Here is a 15094-nt window from a genome sequence, read left to right as displayed (position 1 = left end):
CGTGACCTACACCCCTCCGTCCGACTTCCTGACCCGCCCCGACCTGCTCGGGCGGTTCGGGATGGTGGGCTCGACCCACTGGCTCGCGAGCGCCTCCGCCCAGGCGGTGCTCGAGCGCGGCGGCAACGCGTTCGACGCGGCCTGCGCCGGCGCGTTCGTGCTCCACGTCGTCGAGCCGCATCTCAACGGCCCCGGCGGCGACCTGGTCGGCATCTTCGCCACCGCCGACGCACCCGATCGGCCGACGGTCCTGATGGGCCAGGGGCCGGCGCCGGCGGGTGCGACCCGGGAGCACTTCCTCGCCGAGGGGCTCGAGCTCGTGCCGGGCTCCGGCCCGCTGGCCGCGGCCGTGCCCGGCGCCGTCGACGCCTGGCTCCTGCTCCTGCGCGACCACGGCACCTGGGAGCTCGCCGACGTGCTCGCGTTCGCGATCGACTACGCCCGCCACGGCCACCCGGTGCTCGGACGGACCGTCGCCACGATCGCCGCCGTCGCCGACCTCTTCCGCGAGCACTGGCCCACCTCGGCCGACCACTGGCTCGTGGACGGCGAGCCACCCGAGCCCGGCACGATGATCCGCAACGAGGCCTACGCGCAGGTGCTCGACCGGCTCGTCGAGGCCGGTGCGCGTGAGACCAGCCGGGAGGGCCGCGTCGAGGCCGCCCGACGGGCCTGGAAGGAGGGCTTCGTCGCCGAGGCGATCGAGCAGTTCGTGAAGACGCCGTACCGGCACTCCTCGGGGACCGACCACGCCGGCGTCATCACCGCCGCCGACCTGGCCGGCTTCTCGGCGGCGTACGAGAAGGCGGTGACGACCACCTTCCGCGGCCACGTCGTCGCGAAGGCGGGGCCGTGGTCGCAGGGCCCGGTGCTGCTGCAGGTGCTCAACCTGCTCGAGCCGCTCGACGACGTACTCCTCGACCCGTGCAGCCCCGAGGGCGCCCACACCATCCTCGAGGCCATCAAGCTGGCGTTCGCCGACCGCGACGCCTACTACGGCGACGCCGAGGCCGTCGACCTGGGGACCCTGCTGTCCAAGGAGTACGCCGCCGGGCGTCGCGCGCTCATCGGCACGGAGGCGTCCGCGGAGGTCCGCCCGGGGCTAGCGCCGCAGGCGCCGTTCCCGCCGCTGCGCGAGGAGTACGTCCCGCCGGCCGGCGACGCCGGCTCGGCGGTCGGGGAGCCGACCGTGGGCGAGCCGACCGTCGGGGAGCCGACCGTCTCGCCCACCGGCGAGACCCGCGGCGACACCTGCCACATCGACGTCGTCGACCAGTGGGGCAACATCGTCTCGGCGACGCCGTCGGGAGGCTGGCTGCAGTCCTCGCCGACCATCCCCGAGCTGGGGTTCTGCCTCGGCACCCGGCTGCAGATGACCTGGCTCGAGGAGGGGCTGCCCTCGACGCTGCGTCCCGGCCGCCGCCCGCGGACGACGCTCACCCCGACGCTCGTCCTGAAGGACGGCCAGCCCGTCACCGCGGTCGGCTCGCCCGGAGGCGACCAGCAGGACCAGTGGCAGCTGCTCTACCTGCTGCGGACGATCGTCGGCGGCTACAGCCCGCAGGAGGCGATCGACGCGCCGGCCCTGCACTCCACGTCGTTCCCCGGGTCGTTCTGGCCGCGGACCTGGGAGCCGGCCGGCGCCGTCGTCGAGGACCGTCTCGGCGAGGAGCTGGTCGCCGCCCTGGAGGAGCGCGGCCACGTCGTACGCCGGGCGGGGGACTGGTCCCTCGGCCGCCTCTCCGCCGTCACCCGCGACCCGGAGACCGGGACGCTGTCCGCCGCCGCCAACCCGAGAGGGGCGCAGGGCTATGCCGTCGGACGCTGAGAAGCTGCTCGAGGTCACCGGCCTCACCGTCGCGTTCGGGTCGACCGAGGTGCTGCACGGCACCGACCTGACCGTCCGCCGCGGCGAGCGGGTGGCCGTCGTCGGCCAGTCCGGGTCGGGGAAGTCGACCCTGGTCGCCGCGATCCTCGGCCTGCTGCCCGGCGCCGGCCACGTCACCGGCGGCTCGATCAGGCTCGGCGGCGATGAGCTCGTCGGGCTGCCCGAGCGGTCCTGGCAGGGGATCCGGGGCGCCCGCGTCGGGCTCGTCCCCCAGGATCCGGGCACTAACCTCAACCCGTCGATGAAGGTGGGCGCCCAGATCGCCGACGCCCTCGCCGCCGGCGGCCTCCGCGGCGCCGCGGTCCACGAGCGGGTCGTCGGGCTGATGACCGAGGCCGGGATCCCGGACGCGGAGCGGCGGGCGGGGCAGTACCCCCACGAGTTCTCCGGCGGCATGCGCCAGCGGGTGCTCATCGCCATCGCGCTCGCCCGCAACCCCGAGCTGCTCGTCGCCGACGAGCCGACCAGCGCCCTCGACGTGACCGTCCAGCGGCGCATCCTCGACCACCTCGAGTCCCTGGTCGAGGCCCACGGCACGGCGCTGCTCTTCGTCACCCACGACCTCGGCCTGGCCGCCGACCGGGCGGACCGGGTCGTGGTGATGTACGACGGCGACGTCGTGGAGGCCGGTCCCGCCGCGGAGATCCTGCGCCACCCGCAGCACGACTACACCAAGGAGCTCCTCGCCGCGGCGCCGTCGCTGGAGGCGCGCTCCGCCGAGGGCGGGCCGGAGCCGAGCGCCGCGAGCGACCCGATCCTCGTGGTCGAGGACCTGGTCAAGGAGTTCCGCCTGCGCGGCCGGCGCGGAGAGACGGTGCTCGCCGCCGACCACGTCTCGTTCACGGTCGAGCGCGGCACCACGACGGCCGTCGTGGGTGAGTCAGGCTCCGGGAAGTCGACCGTGGCGCGGATCGTCCTGGGGCTCGAGGCGCCCACCTCCGGCACGGCGCTCGTCGACGGCCACAGCATCTCGACGGCGTCGCGTGCGGACCGGCGCGCCCTGCGCCGCCGCGTGCAACCGGTCTTCCAGGACCCCTACGCGTCGCTCGACCCGACCTACACCGTCGAGCAGCTGGTCGGCGAGCCGCTGCGGATCTTCCGCACCGCCGACCGGATGGGGCGGCGCCGTCGCGTCGCCGAGCTGCTCGACCAGGTCGCGCTTCCGTCGGCGATCGCGGGGCGGCGCCCCAACGAGCTCTCCGGCGGGCAGCGGCAGCGGGTCGCGATCGCCCGCGCGCTGGCGGTCTCGCCCGATCTCGTCATCTGCGACGAGGCCGTCTCCGCCCTCGACGTACTCGTCCAGGACCAGATCCTCCGGCTGCTCGCCGACCTCCAGGCCGACCTGGGTCTGAGCTACCTCTTCATCACCCACGACCTCGCCGTCGTACGCCAGATCGCGCATAAGGTGGTCGTCATGGAGAAGGGGAGGGTCGTCGAGCACGGCACCGTGGACCAGATCTTCACGTCACCGACGTCGGCCTACACCGCCGACCTGCTCGAGGCGATCCCCGGTGCCACGCTCGCGAGCTGAGCGCGCCGACCCGGTGCGACCCAGCGGCGCCCTCGTCGACGCCGTACGCCAGGACATCGTCAACGGGCAGCTCGAGCCGGGGACGCGCGTCACGGAAGCCTTCCTGGCGCAGCGCTACGGCGTCTCGCGGGTCCCGGTCCGGGAGGCGCTGCGCGCCCTCGAGGCGGAGGGGTTCATCGAGTCGCGGCCCCATATCGGCTCCCGGGTCGCGTTGATCCCGTTCGACGAGGCGGACGACCTCTTCGCCGTCCGGGAGGCGTTGGAGATCGCGACCGCCCGGCGCGCGGCCGAGCGGGCCCGGACGCTCTTCGACGACGCGACGCCCAACGAGGAGTGGTTCCGGACCCGGCGCGAGCTCGCGCAGATCCTCGACGAGGGCGACGCGTACGTCGAGCGGGACGACCTCGAGCCGCTGGTGGCGCTCAACGACCGCTACCACCTGCTGGTCGCGGAGCTGAGCGGCAGCCGCACGCTCGCGACCCTGCTGCGTCAGCTCTCGCACAAGATCGAGTGGCTCTACGCGCTCGACACCTTCTCCCGCGGCAAGCGGCTGTGGCCCGACCACCGGGTCATCCTCGGCGCCATCGACGCCGGGGACTGCGACCGCGCCGCCGAGCTGATGGGCTGGCACGTGCGCGAGTCCCGGATCGGCTACGCGCTCCGCAACGCGCCGCTCGAGCGGGTGGAGTACCTCCGCACCAACCCGCCCGTGCCGGGTGCGGGAGAGTCGCCGGCCGAGCCGCCGCCCGGCGAGCCCGCCGTACGCCGCGGAACGGGCGGTCGGGTCAGCGGTAGGTCTTCGGGAGCTCGGCGCCGATCTTGACCTGCGGCTTCGGCAGCCGCAGGAAGCGCAGCTGCATCGCGCGCATCACGGCGTAGTAGGTCGTGCCCTTCCAGGGGGCCTGGTCGGGGAACCGCTTGCGCATCTCGCGGCGGAGCGCGAACCGGACCAGGACCAGGTTGACCGCCACCACGACGATCATCACGAGGACGACCAGCTCGCCGAAGATCGCGAGCTGCCGGTTGCCGACGTAGCCCAGCACCATCGCGACGATCAGGATCGGCAGGATGATCTCGGCGACCGTGAAGTGGCTGTCGATCCAGTCCCGCACGAACCGCTTGACCGGGCCGCGGTCGCGAGCGGGGAGGTAGCGCTCGTCGCCGGTCCGCATCGCCTCGCGCATCTTCGCGCTGCTCTCCGCGCGCTGGGCGCGGGACGCGGCCGACTGCTCCTTGCGGGTGCGCGTCTGCTTCAGGCGGGCCTTGCGGGCGGCCTCGGCCTCCTTGCGCGACGGGGTGGGACGGCCCTTGCCGCCCTCCTTGACAGGGGTCTCCGGCTCGGTGACCTGGGGGCTGGACTGGGACTTGCGACCGAACAAGGGGACCTCGGAGTGACGGGTTTGGACAGATCGTGCAGCGCACAGACTATCGAGGTCGTGGCCGGTTGTTGTGATCGCGCCGTAGGGTGACGCGTAGAGCCGTCCGACGCGCGCCGGCATCATGAGCAGAGAGGCGTTTGAGTTTCCATGAGTCTGATGAAGCGCTTGAGCCTGATCTTCAAGGCGAAGGCCAACAAGGCCCTCGACAAGGCCGAGGACCCGCGCGAGGTGCTCGACTACAGCTACCAGAAGCAGCTGGAGATGCTCCAGCAGGTGCGTCGCGGCGTCGCCGACGTCGCCACCAGCCGCAAGCGGGTCGAGCTGCAGATCAACCAGCTCAACCAGCAGTCGCAGAAGCTCACCGACCAGGCCAAGAAGGCCATCGAGGTCAACCGCGAGGACCTCGCGCGCGAGGCGCTCACCCGCAAGTCCGGCCTCACCGCCCAGATCGGCGACCTCAGCACGCAGCACGCCCAGCTCCAGGCGGAGGAGGAGAAGCTCACCCTCGCCCAGCAGCGGCTGCAGGCCAAGGTCGAGTCCTTCCGCACCAAGAAGGAGACGATCAAGGCGACCTACACCGCGGCCGAGGCCCAGACCCGCATCAACGAGGCGGTCTCCGGCATCGGCGAGGAGATGGGCGACATCGGCCTGGCGATGCAGCGCGCGGAGGACAAGACCGCCCAGATGCAGGCCCGCGCCGGCGCCATCGACGAGCTGATCGCCTCGGGCGCGCTCGAGGACGTCACCGCGGCGCCCGGCGACGACATCGCCCGCCAGCTCGACTCGCTCAGCTCCCAGTCCGACGTCGAGGCCGAGCTCGCGGCGCTCAAGGGCCAGGGTGCCCCGCAGGCGATCAGCAGCGGCGACTCCGAGCCGATCATCGACGTCGCCTCCACGGAGCAGCAGAAGGAACAGTCATGATCATCCGGATCCTGGGGGAGGGGCAGTACGACGTCGCCGACTCCGCCCTGGACCGGCTCAACGACCTTGACGCGGGCGTGGAGTCCGCCGTCGGCGCCGGCGACGAGGAGGCCTTCCGCGCCGCCCTGGCACGGCTGCTCGACGGCGTACGCACCGTCGGCGTGCCGCACCCTCTCGACGCCATCGACGAGTCCGACCTGATCCTCCCCGGCGGCGACGCCAGCATGGAGGAGGTCTCGGAGATGCTCTCCGACGAGGGGCTGATCCCGGGCTGATCGGGGCCGCTTCGGGCGGTTCTCAGGAACCTGTTGGACGAGTGCGCCACAATCGCCACATGGCACGCACGCGTTTCGTCGGCGACGCCGGGCTGACCGCCCGGATGACGACGGTCATGTTCCTCCTCGGCGCGATCTTCGTGGCGCTGATCGTCGCGCTGATGTTCATCTTCGGCCGAAACAGCCCGGGGATCGCGGTCATCATCGGACTTGTCGGCATCGGCATCGCCTGGTGGCAGTGGTACAGCTCCGACACCATCGCGATGAAGGCGATGCGCGCGCGTGAGGTGACCCCTCAGCAGGCCCCCGAGCTGCACGCCATGATCGACCGGCTGTGCGCGCTCGCCGACATGCCGAAGCCGCGCGTGGGCGTCGCCGACACGGACATGCCCAACGCGTTCGCGACGGGCCGCTCGCCGAGCCGCTCGGTCGTGGTGGTGACGACCGGGATCCTGCGCCGCCTCGACGCCGAGGAGCTCGAGGGCGTCCTGGCCCACGAGCTCTCTCACGTCGCACACCGTGACGTGCTGGTCATGACCGTCGCCTCCTCCGCCGGGATCATCGCCGGCATGCTGGCGAGAGGCTCGCAGTACGGCGCGATGTTCGGCGGCGGCCGCGGCCGCGGCAACAACAACAACGGGGTCCCGGTCTGGCTGCTCGTCCTCGTCGTCTCGCTGCTGGTGTACGCCGTCAGCTTCATCCTGCTCCGGCTCCTCTCGCGCTACCGCGAGCTGTCGGCCGACCGGGCCGGCGCGCAGCTCACGATGAAGCCCCGTGCGCTCGCCTCCGCGCTGCAGAAGATCACCGGCGACATCAACGCGATCCCGCAGCGCGACCTGCGCCAGGCGCAGACCATGAACGCCTTCTTCATCGCTCCCGCGATCCGTGGCGTCTCCCTCAAGACGCTCACGTCCACCCACCCCTCGCTGGAGCAGCGCCTCGAGCAGCTCGCCCGGATCGAGGCCGAGCTCGGCCGGCCGGCGGCCTGAGGCGGGCCGGATGGGGTTCTGGGACGTCGTCACTGGCCGGTCGCGGCCCAAGCAGGCCAAGCTGGACGCGCTCTTCGCCGTACCCGGCGCCGCCGTCACCCTCCAGGCCGCCCTCGGCCTCGTCCCGACCGGTGACGGCTCGGTCTGCTACCGGGCAGCGCCCGGGGCGGGCTTCGCCGGCACCCAGCAGGACATCCTCGCGCTGCTGCAGGCCTCGGACGGCGCGCCCCGGGTGACCACCACCCAGGACTCCTACGGCTTCACCTGGCTCGAGGTCGACCACGACCCGATCGACCCGGCCAACCCCGACCTGACCGGCCTGTGCACCGACCTGCACGGCGTCAACACGACCCTCGAGCTCAACGGCTACGGCTCAGGCCTGCTCTGCTCCGTTATCCCGTTCACCTCGCCGGACCGCCGCAGCGTCGGTCTCGTCTACCTCTACAAGCAGGGCACGTTCTACCCGTTCGCCCCCTCCGGCCCCGACCGTCGCGACAACCTCCTCGAGATCTCGGTCCGCGACGCCGTCGGCGGCGAGCTGCCCCTGGAGAAGGACCTCTCCCGCTGGCTCGCGCTCTGGGGTGCCCCCGGCCTCGGTTGAGTCGCCAGTTCTGCCCCGTCGAGTCGCCAGTTCTGCCCCGTCGAGTCGCCAGTTCTGCCCCGTCGGGTCGCCACTTGTGACCGCGCCCGACGGCGTACGTCGACCAACCACACAGGTTCGTCACAGCATCACCCGACGACCGCCACAGTCACCCTGAGCAGAGTCCGTGCCGGCGCGCCGCCGAGGCGCGCGGAGCGGAAGGGCGAAGCGTGGCGAAACGCAAGAGGTGGCTCGCGGCCACCGTGGCAGGGCTGGTGGTTGCCGGCGGGGTCGGCGGCTGGCTGCTGACCAGGGGCGACAGCTCCTCGGCGACGACGGGGGCGATGACGGTGCAGGTGACCTCGGGGACCGTGAAGGACACGGTCTCCGCGTCGGGGACGATCGAGGCGGCGAAGACGGCCGACCTCGACTTCTCGGTCTCCGGCACCGTGACGAAGGTGTACGTCGACGAGGGCGACCGGGTGCGGAAGGGACAGGCGATCGCTCGGATCGACGACAGCGCCCTGGTCGCCACCCGTGACGCCGCGGCGGCCTCCCTCACCGCGGCCGAGGAGCAGCTGGACGACGACGAGGACGCGGACGCGTCCGACGTACAGCTCGCCGCCGACCAGACCGCCGTCGTCTCCGCGCGGGCGACGCTCTCCGACGCACGGCAGGATGTGAAGGACGCCGTCCTCCGGTCCACGATCCGCGGCACCGTCGCCTCGCTCGACCTCGAGGTGGGTGACGTCGTCGGCAGCGGTTCGTCGGACTCCACCGGGTCCTCGGGCTCGTCGGGCTCGTCGGGCTCGTCCGGGACAGGCGCCTCCTCCACTGCCTCGACGGGGTCGAGCAGCAGCTCGTCCTCCGACACCAGCTCGAGCTCCGCGGTCACGATCGTGTCGACGAACCGGTTCATCGTGGACGGCACCGTCAGCGCCGACGACGCGTCGAAGGTGAAGAAGGGGCTCCAGGCGGAGATCACCGTCAGCGGTGTGAGCGACACCGTCTACGGCACGGTCTCGGACGTCGGCCTGGTCGCGGAGGCCAGCTCCAGCGGGTCGGCGGTCTTCCCGGTGACGATCGAGGTCACGGGCGCCAGGAAGGACCTGTACGCCGGCACCAGCGCCACGGCGACGATCACCGTCAAGCAGCGCTCCGACGTGCTGACCGTGACGAGCCGGGCGATCCGGAGCGACGGCGACTCGGCGTACGTCGAGAAGGTCGTCGACGGCGCGACGGTGAAGACCCCGGTGACCGTGGGTGAGGTCTACGGCGCGACCACCGAGATCACCAAGGGGCTGAAGGCCGGCGACACCGTCGAGGTCCCCGGGTTCACGGTCGGAAGCGGCTCCGGCGGCTCCGGCGAGCGCGGCGGCTCCGGTGGCGGCGAGGGCTTCTCCGGTGGCGGCGAGGGCGGCTTCCCCGGTGGGGGTACCGGTGGAGGCTTCCCCGGCGGCGGCATGCCCGGCGGAGCAGGGGGCCAGCAGTGACCGCCGTCGTACACCTCGAAGGGGTCCGCAAGACCTACCGCTCCGGCTCGATCGAGTTCGAGGCCCTGCGTGGGGTGGACATGAGCATCGCCGAGGGCGAGTACGTCGCCGTGGTTGGGCCGTCCGGCTCGGGCAAGTCGACGCTCATGAACATCCTCGGCTGCCTCGACGTACCGACCGACGGCAGCTACCACCTCGGCGGCGAGGACGTCTCGACGATGACCGAGACCGAGCTCGCCCACGTCCGCAACCGCCGGATCGGCTTCGTCTTCCAGCAGTTCAACCTGCTTCCGAGCCTGCCCGCGTGGCGCAACGTCGAGCTGCCGCTGGTGTACGCCGGCGTGGCCCGCGCGGAGCGCCGCGACCGTGCCCAGGCGGCGCTCGCGCGGGTGGGGCTGGGCGACCGCGTCGCCAACCGCCCCGGTGAGCTCTCCGGAGGCCAGCAGCAGCGGGTGGCCGTGGCCCGGGCCCTGGTCACGGAGCCCGACATCATCCTGGCCGACGAGCCGACCGGCAACCTCGACTCGGCGTCGACGTCGGCCGTCCTCGGACTCCTGGACGAGCTGCACGAGAGCGGCCGGACCATCGTGCTCATCACCCACGAGCACGAGGTCGCCGCCAGGGCGTCGCGCAACCTCACGATCCGGGACGGGCTGATCACGGCCGACGAGCCGGTGGTGATCGCCTCATGACGTGGACAGAGACGCTGCGCACCGCCTGGGACGCGGTCCGCTCGCACCGGCTCCGCTCGGCGCTCACGATGCTCGGGATCGTCATCGGCATCGCCTCGGTCGTGCTCACCGTCGGCCTCGGCCAGGGCGCACAGGACGAGGTGAAGAAGCAGATCAGCGCCCTCGGCAGCAACCTGCTCATCGTGTCGCCAGGGAGCAGCACCAGCTCCTCCGGCGTACGCGGCGGGTTCGGGTCCGCGTCGACGCTCACCCTCCAGGACGCCGACGCCATCGCGGACGATGAGACCGTCCCCGACGTCGCCGCCGTGGCTCCGGTGACGTCCAGCAACACCGAGCTCGACACCAGCAGCACCAACTGGACGACCTCGCTCGTGGGAGCGACGACCGACTGGCCCGACGTACGCAAGCGGACCGTCGCACAGGGCCGCTTCTTCACGGCCGAGGAGGTCCAGAACGCCGCCAAGGTGGTCGTCCTCGGCCCCGACACCGCCTCGGAGCTGTTCAGCGGGCCGACCAGCCCGGTCGGGCAGACCGTCACGGTGGGCGGGACGCAGCTGACCGTCATCGGGGTGCTGTCCTCGAGCGGGTCGTCGTCGAGCGGGAGCACGGAGGACGACACCGCGGTCACGCCGATCGGCACCGCCAAGGCGCTCACCGGCTCGACCAGCTCGTCGGTGTCGACCATCTACGTCGAGGCGTCCTCGGACGACACCCTCTCCGCGGCGTACCAGGAGATCAACGCGCTCCTGCTCAACCTCCATGACGTGACCGCCGACGAGGCCGACTTCAGCATCTCCAGCCAGGACTCCCTGGTCGACACCGCCAACGCCACGAACAAGACGCTCACGGTCCTGCTCGGCGGGATCGCGGCGATCTCCCTGCTGGTCGGCGGCATCGGGGTCATGAACATCATGCTCGTCTCCGTCACCGAGCGGATCCGCGAGATCGGGCTCCGCAAGGCGCTCGGGGCGACGCCCCGGGTGATCCGACGGCAGTTCCTCGTGGAGGCATCCCTCCTCGGCCTGGCCGGGGGAGTGATCGGCATCCTCATCGCGTACGCCGGCGCGCGGCTGCTCCCCGACCTCATCGACCAACCCGTCTCGCTGTCCGCGGTCGCCACCGCCGCGGCCCTCGGCACCGCTCTCGCGCTCGGCATCGGCTTCGGGGTCTACCCCGCCAGCCGGGCCGCGCGCCTCACCCCGATCGACGCACTCCGCAGCGAGTGACGCTCCCGACGTACGAAGGAACTCTCGTGAACCGCACCATCCTCCCGCTCCTCGCCCTCGCCTCTGCCGGACTGCTCACCCTGTCCGCCTGCGGCTCCGACGGCTCGTCCACGACGGCGCAGTCCGCCCAGGGCGGCTACGGCTCCGGCGGCACCGGCGCCTCCGGTGGCCCCGGTGGTGCCGGCGGCTCCTCCGGCGGTGGCTTCCCCGGTGCCTCCGGGAAGGTCGCCGCGATCAGCGGGAAGACCCTCCAGGTGCAGGGCAGCGACTCGCAGGTCGCCGTCACCTACACCTCGAAGACGTCGTTCACCCGGGAGGTCACGACGTCCGTCTCTGCGATCAAGGTCGGCGACTGCGTGGTCGTCATGCCGTCGGACGCGTCGTCGGACGGCACCGACAGCACCGACAGCACCGACACGGACACGGACGGGCCGGTCACCGCCGGCACCATCCGCCTCACCGCGGCGAGCGGCGGGAGCTGCGACGAGCGCGGCGGTGGCTTCGGTGGCGGCGCGAGCGGGAGGCCCAGCGGCATGCCCAGCGGGATGCCCAGTGACATGCCCAGTGGGATGCCCAGCGGCGGCCCGTCCGGCGGCCCGTCCGGCGGCCCGTCCGGCGGTCAAGGCCGCGGCGGATTCGGTACCTCCGGCGAGGTCACGGCGGTGACCGCCGGCGGACTCACGGTGAAGGCGACGACTCCCGGCTCCTCGGCCACCACGAGCGTGAGCGTGAAGACGACCGGAGACACCTCGGTCATCACGACCCAGAAGGCGAGCGCAGCCGCCCTCTCCGTCGGGAAGTGCGTGTCGGCGAACGGCGACACCGACGACACCGGCGCCGTCACTGCAGAGCGGATCACGATCAGCGAGCCGGTCAACGGTGAGTGCACCGGCGGCTTCGGCTTCGGCGGCCGCGGCGCGAACGGCGAGGGGGCCCAGTGAGGCCTCCCGCCCGCCGCTGGATCAAGGCGGCCACCGCGAGCGTCCTCGTCGTGGCGATCGTCGGGGGCGGCTACGCGACGTACGCCGCCACGGCCGGCGGCCCCGCGGGCTATCGCACGGCGTACGCCGAGACCGCCGACGTCGAGGAGACGCTCGCGCTGTCGGGCGCCGTCGAGCCGGTCGGTCGCAGCGACCTCGCGTTCGGTGCCAGCGGCACCGTCGCGATGGTCGTCGAGCAGGGCACCCGGGTGCGCAAGGGCCAGGTCGTGGCACGGCTGGACCGGCACGACCTGCGCAAGGCGCTGGTCGAGGCCAAGGCATCGGTCGCCGCCGCCAAGGCGCAGCTCGAGTCCGACGAGGACGCGCAGGCGGACGCGGTGACCGAGTCGGCCACGGGCGGCAGTTCGTCGTCCACGGCGGGCACGGGCTCCTCCGGCTCGGGCGGCGGGTCGGCGCCTTCCGGGGCCAGCGGCAACGGCTCGGCGGGCTCGGGCGCTTCGGGATCGGCCGGCGCTGGAAGCCCGGGCGGCGCCGGGAACAGCGGGTCGGGAACGGCCCAGGGAGGTGACGCCGGTACGTCGTCCGCGGACGCTGCCGAGCTCGCCGCGCTGAAGAAGACGCTGAACAAGCTCACCAGCCAGCAGAGGAAGGTGACTGAAGCTCAGAAGAAGGTCTCGGGTGACATCGACACCCTTGCCGCGTACGTCGGGGGCACCAAGCTCGACGGCACCGAGGTCACCTCCGGCTACGTCCAGCAGTACTGCTCCGCCGACGACTCCACGACCGACGACCCCGGCACGGATGATCCGGGCACGGACGACCCCGGCACCGACGACCAGGACAACACCAACGGCCAGGACAACGCCGACGGTTCGAGCACCGCGAACGGCCAGGACAACACGAACGGCCAGGACAACGCCGGCGGTTCGGGCACCGCGAACGGCCAGGACAACACCGGCGGTTCGAGCACCGCGAACAACCCAGGCGGCTCCGAGCAGCCAGACGCGTCCGGCACCGAGACGCCTGAGCCGTCCGAGGGTTCCTCGACTGACACCTCGGGCTCGTCCGGCGCGGACTCGAGCACCACGACCTCGGAGTCGACGACATCCCCGAGCGTGGCGCTCTCCGGCGGAACCGTGTCGACGGCCGCGTACGTGACGACGGTCGACAGCGACGCGCCGACCGACTGCGCCACGGCCCTTTCTGGAGCGACGGCCGCGCAGAAGGCGCTGGAGGAGCACTACAAGACGCTCGACAAGGCGATCACCGCGCTGACGGAGACCCTGAGCGGCTCCGGGTCGGCGGGCGGCTCGACGCCGAACGGTGGTTCGCAGGGCGGCAATGCCCAGGGCGGCACCAAGGGCAGCGGCACCAAGGGCAGCGGCACCAAGAGCAGCGGCACCAAGAGCAGCGGCACCAAGAGCAGCAGCACCAAGAGCAGCAGCACCAAGAGCAGCAGCACGAAGGGCAGCAGCACGAAGGGCAGCGGCACGAAGGGCAGCGGCACCACGGGTGGCAGCGCGCCGACCGGCGGCTCCGGCGGCGCGTCGACGGGTACGGCCACCGACCAGAGCAGCACCGCCTCGACCGGAACCGACGGCGGGACGGGGACAGGATCCGGGAGCACCTCCGGTGGCGGCTCCGGCAGCACCTCCGGTGCGACCGGCACCGTGACGGCGGCGACGCTGGCGAGCGACGAGGCGCAGATCGACCAGGCGAAGGCCGACCTGGTCTCTGCCCGACAGGCCCTGGAGGGCGCGACACTACGAGCCCCGGCGGCCGGCCGCGTGGCCTCGGTCGACGTGGACCAGGGCGACACTGCGAGCGCCGGCACCGACGCGATCACCATCGTCGCGAAGGGCCTGGTCACCGTGGAGGTCGATGCCAGCGACACCCAGGTGCGCGAGCTGAAGGTCGGTCAGAAGGCCACCGTCACGCCGGCGGGCTCGACCGCCGACCTCGCGGCCACCGTCACCGCGATCGGAGCCGTGCCTGACACGTCCTCGGGGAGTACGACGTACCCGGTGACCATCACCCTCGACAAGCGCGACCTCGACCTGCTCACCGGTACGACGGCGTCGGTCGACGTCGTGGTCGGATCGGCCGACGACGTACTCACCGTCCCGACCTCCGCCGTCTCCAACGGCACCGTCACCGTCCTCGCGGGTGGGAAGACCTCGGTGGCACGGGTGACGACCGGGATCGTGGGGCGGAGCCGTACGCAGGTCACCGAGGGGCTCGAGAAGGGGCAGGAGGTCGTCCTCGCCGACCTGTCCGAGCCGCTCCCGACCGGTGACTCGACCAGTCAGGGGCGCAGCGGCGGGTTCGGCGGCGGCAGCCTGGGCGGGTTCAGCGGCGGTGGCATGCCCGGGGGTGGTGGTCCCGGCGGAGTCGGATGACCACCACAGAGGACTCACAGGAATCGCACAGCCTGACGGCGCACGATAGGAGCATGACGTCCGCCGCCCCTGAGCTGAGCCGCCCCGACGGTACGCCGCTGCGCGTGCTCGTCGTCGACGACGAGGTCAACATCGCCGAGCTGATCACGCTGGCTCTCCGCTACGAGGGCTGGGAGGTGGCCTCCGCCCACACCGGCAGCAAGGCGGTGACGGCGGCCCGTGAGTTCGCGCCGGACGCGATCGTGCTCGACATGATGCTGCCCGACTTCGACGGGCTCGAGGTGCTCCGCCGGGTGCGCAGCCACGCCCCCGACGTACCCGTCGTCTTCCTCACCGCGAAGGACGCCGTCGAGGACCGGGTGGCGGGACTGACCGCCGGCGGGGACGACTATGTGACCAAGCCGTTCTCGCTCGAGGAGCTGGTGGCGCGACTGCGGGCGCTGATGCGCCGGGCGGGCGCGGCACGGGTCGAGGAGCGGTCGGTGCTGCGCGTCGGCGACCTCGAGCTCGACGAGGACAGCCGCGAGGTGTTCCGTGCGGGCCAGGAGATCACGCTGACGGCGACGGAGTTCGAGCTGCTGCGGTTCCTGATGCGCAACCCGCGCAGGGTGCTCTCCAAGGCGCAGATCCTCGACCGGGTCTGGCACTACGACTTCGGCGGCCAGGCCAACGTCGTCGAGCTCTACATCTCCTACCTGCGCAAGAAGATCGACGCCGGCCGCGAGCCGATGATCCACACGATGCGCGGGGCGGGCTACGTCCTGAAGCCGGCGACCTGAC

The 15094-nt window shown here is 72.2% G+C and carries 14 protein-coding genes; 13 read left to right on the top strand and 1 reads right to left on the bottom strand.

All coding sequences use genetic code 11. From position 1 onward, the window contains the following. Window position 1: 1 nt before the first annotated feature. From ABLE53_RS01540 to ABLE53_RS01530, 3 genes are read left to right on the top strand one after another with little or no spacing between them, the layout of a single operon-like run. A complete protein-coding gene (locus ABLE53_RS01540; RefSeq protein WP_425474829.1) occupies window positions 2-1828 on the top strand; it encodes a gamma-glutamyltransferase family protein in 1827 nt (608 codons plus the stop codon). Then, window positions 1812-3419: a dipeptide ABC transporter ATP-binding protein gene (locus ABLE53_RS01535; protein ID WP_348856782.1), complete on the top strand. Its 1608-nt coding sequence runs from the start codon at window positions 1812-1814 to the stop codon at window positions 3417-3419. Before ABLE53_RS01540 ends, ABLE53_RS01535 begins: the two co-directional genes overlap by 17 nt. After that, on the top strand, window positions 3400-4242 hold the full coding sequence (locus ABLE53_RS01530; RefSeq protein ID WP_348856781.1) for a GntR family transcriptional regulator: 843 nt from the start codon (window positions 3400-3402) through the stop codon (window positions 4240-4242). Before ABLE53_RS01535 ends, ABLE53_RS01530 begins: the two co-directional genes overlap by 20 nt. Here ABLE53_RS01530 and ABLE53_RS01525 read toward each other — a convergent pair. Then, window positions 4205-4798, bottom strand: coding sequence for a DUF3043 domain-containing protein (locus tag ABLE53_RS01525; protein ID WP_348856780.1), 594 nt, complete (start codon window positions 4796-4798; stop codon window positions 4205-4207). The two genes, ABLE53_RS01530 and ABLE53_RS01525, sit on opposite strands and share 38 nt — an antisense overlap. 147 nt (window positions 4799-4945) lie before the next feature. Here ABLE53_RS01525 and ABLE53_RS01520 point away from each other — a divergent pair, with 147 nt between their 5' ends. The 10 genes from ABLE53_RS01520 to ABLE53_RS01475 all read left to right on the top strand — a co-directional run bounded on the left by ABLE53_RS01520 (window position 4946) and on the right by ABLE53_RS01475 (window position 15093). Beyond that, the gene (locus ABLE53_RS01520) at window positions 4946-5719 is read left to right on the top strand and encodes a PspA/IM30 family protein (protein WP_348856779.1); all 774 of its coding nucleotides are present in this window, start codon (window positions 4946-4948) and stop codon (window positions 5717-5719) included. Continuing rightward, on the top strand, window positions 5716-5994 hold the full coding sequence (gene pspAA / locus ABLE53_RS01515; protein ID WP_348856778.1) for a PspA-associated protein PspAA: 279 nt from the start codon (window positions 5716-5718) through the stop codon (window positions 5992-5994). The genes ABLE53_RS01520 and pspAA overlap by 4 nt, the downstream gene beginning before the upstream one ends. Before the next feature lie 59 nt (window positions 5995-6053). Next, on the top strand, window positions 6054-6983 hold the full coding sequence (gene htpX / locus ABLE53_RS01510; protein ID WP_348856776.1) for a zinc metalloprotease HtpX: 930 nt from the start codon (window positions 6054-6056) through the stop codon (window positions 6981-6983). A 10-nt stretch (window positions 6984-6993) separates the two neighbouring features. Then, a complete protein-coding gene (gene pspAB, locus ABLE53_RS01505) occupies window positions 6994-7584 on the top strand; it encodes a PspA-associated protein PspAB (protein ID WP_348856775.1) in 591 nt (196 codons plus the stop codon). A 209-nt stretch (window positions 7585-7793) separates the two neighbouring features. Then, on the top strand, window positions 7794-9056 hold the full coding sequence (locus tag ABLE53_RS01500) for an efflux RND transporter periplasmic adaptor subunit (RefSeq protein WP_348856774.1): 1263 nt from the start codon (window positions 7794-7796) through the stop codon (window positions 9054-9056). Continuing rightward, window positions 9053-9748 (top strand): ABC transporter ATP-binding protein, encoded by a 696-nt coding sequence (locus ABLE53_RS01495; protein ID WP_348856773.1) that lies wholly within the window; start codon window positions 9053-9055, stop codon window positions 9746-9748. Before ABLE53_RS01500 ends, ABLE53_RS01495 begins: the two co-directional genes overlap by 4 nt. Beyond that, window positions 9745-10974 carry an ABC transporter permease gene (locus ABLE53_RS01490; RefSeq protein ID WP_348856772.1) on the top strand — a complete coding sequence of 410 codons (1230 nt, stop codon included), beginning with the start codon at window positions 9745-9747 and terminating at the stop codon, window positions 10972-10974. The genes ABLE53_RS01495 and ABLE53_RS01490 overlap by 4 nt, the downstream gene beginning before the upstream one ends. Before the next feature lie 26 nt (window positions 10975-11000). Next, entirely contained in the window at window positions 11001-11915 is a 915-nt protein-coding gene (locus ABLE53_RS01485) for a DUF5666 domain-containing protein (protein WP_348856771.1), read from the top strand. Beyond that, entirely contained in the window at window positions 11912-14314 is a 2403-nt protein-coding gene (locus tag ABLE53_RS01480) for an efflux RND transporter periplasmic adaptor subunit (RefSeq protein ID WP_348856770.1), read from the top strand. The genes ABLE53_RS01485 and ABLE53_RS01480 overlap by 4 nt, the downstream gene beginning before the upstream one ends. A 53-nt stretch (window positions 14315-14367) precedes the next feature. Further along, window positions 14368-15093 (top strand): response regulator transcription factor, encoded by a 726-nt coding sequence (locus ABLE53_RS01475; protein WP_348856769.1) that lies wholly within the window; start codon window positions 14368-14370, stop codon window positions 15091-15093. Window position 15094 lies beyond the last annotated feature (1 nt).

The sequence above is a fragment of the Nocardioides asiaticus genome (genome assembly GCF_040049175.1).
Lineage (GTDB): Bacteria > Actinomycetota > Actinomycetes > Propionibacteriales > Nocardioidaceae > Nocardioides > Nocardioides cheoyonin.
The sequence above is the reverse complement of the archived record's forward strand: the minus strand, read 5'-3'. Positions and strand labels throughout refer to the sequence as shown.

Excerpts from the sequence above, each read along its gene's own strand:
- ABLE53_RS01535 (WP_348856782.1), top strand. The coding sequence starts at position 1,812 with ATGCCGTCGGACGCTGAGAAGCTGCTCGAGGTCACCGGCCTCACCGTC.
- ABLE53_RS01520 (WP_348856779.1), top strand. The coding sequence starts at position 4,946 with ATGAGTCTGATGAAGCGCTTGAGCCTGATCTTCAAGGCGAAGGCCAAC.
- pspAA (WP_348856778.1), top strand. The coding sequence starts at position 5,716 with ATGATCATCCGGATCCTGGGGGAGGGGCAGTACGACGTCGCCGACTCC.
- htpX (WP_348856776.1), top strand. The coding sequence starts at position 6,054 with ATGGCACGCACGCGTTTCGTCGGCGACGCCGGGCTGACCGCCCGGATG.
- pspAB (WP_348856775.1), top strand. The coding sequence starts at position 6,994 with ATGGGGTTCTGGGACGTCGTCACTGGCCGGTCGCGGCCCAAGCAGGCC.
- ABLE53_RS01490 (WP_348856772.1), top strand. The coding sequence starts at position 9,745 with ATGACGTGGACAGAGACGCTGCGCACCGCCTGGGACGCGGTCCGCTCG.
- ABLE53_RS01475 (WP_348856769.1), top strand. The coding sequence starts at position 14,368 with ATGACGTCCGCCGCCCCTGAGCTGAGCCGCCCCGACGGTACGCCGCTG.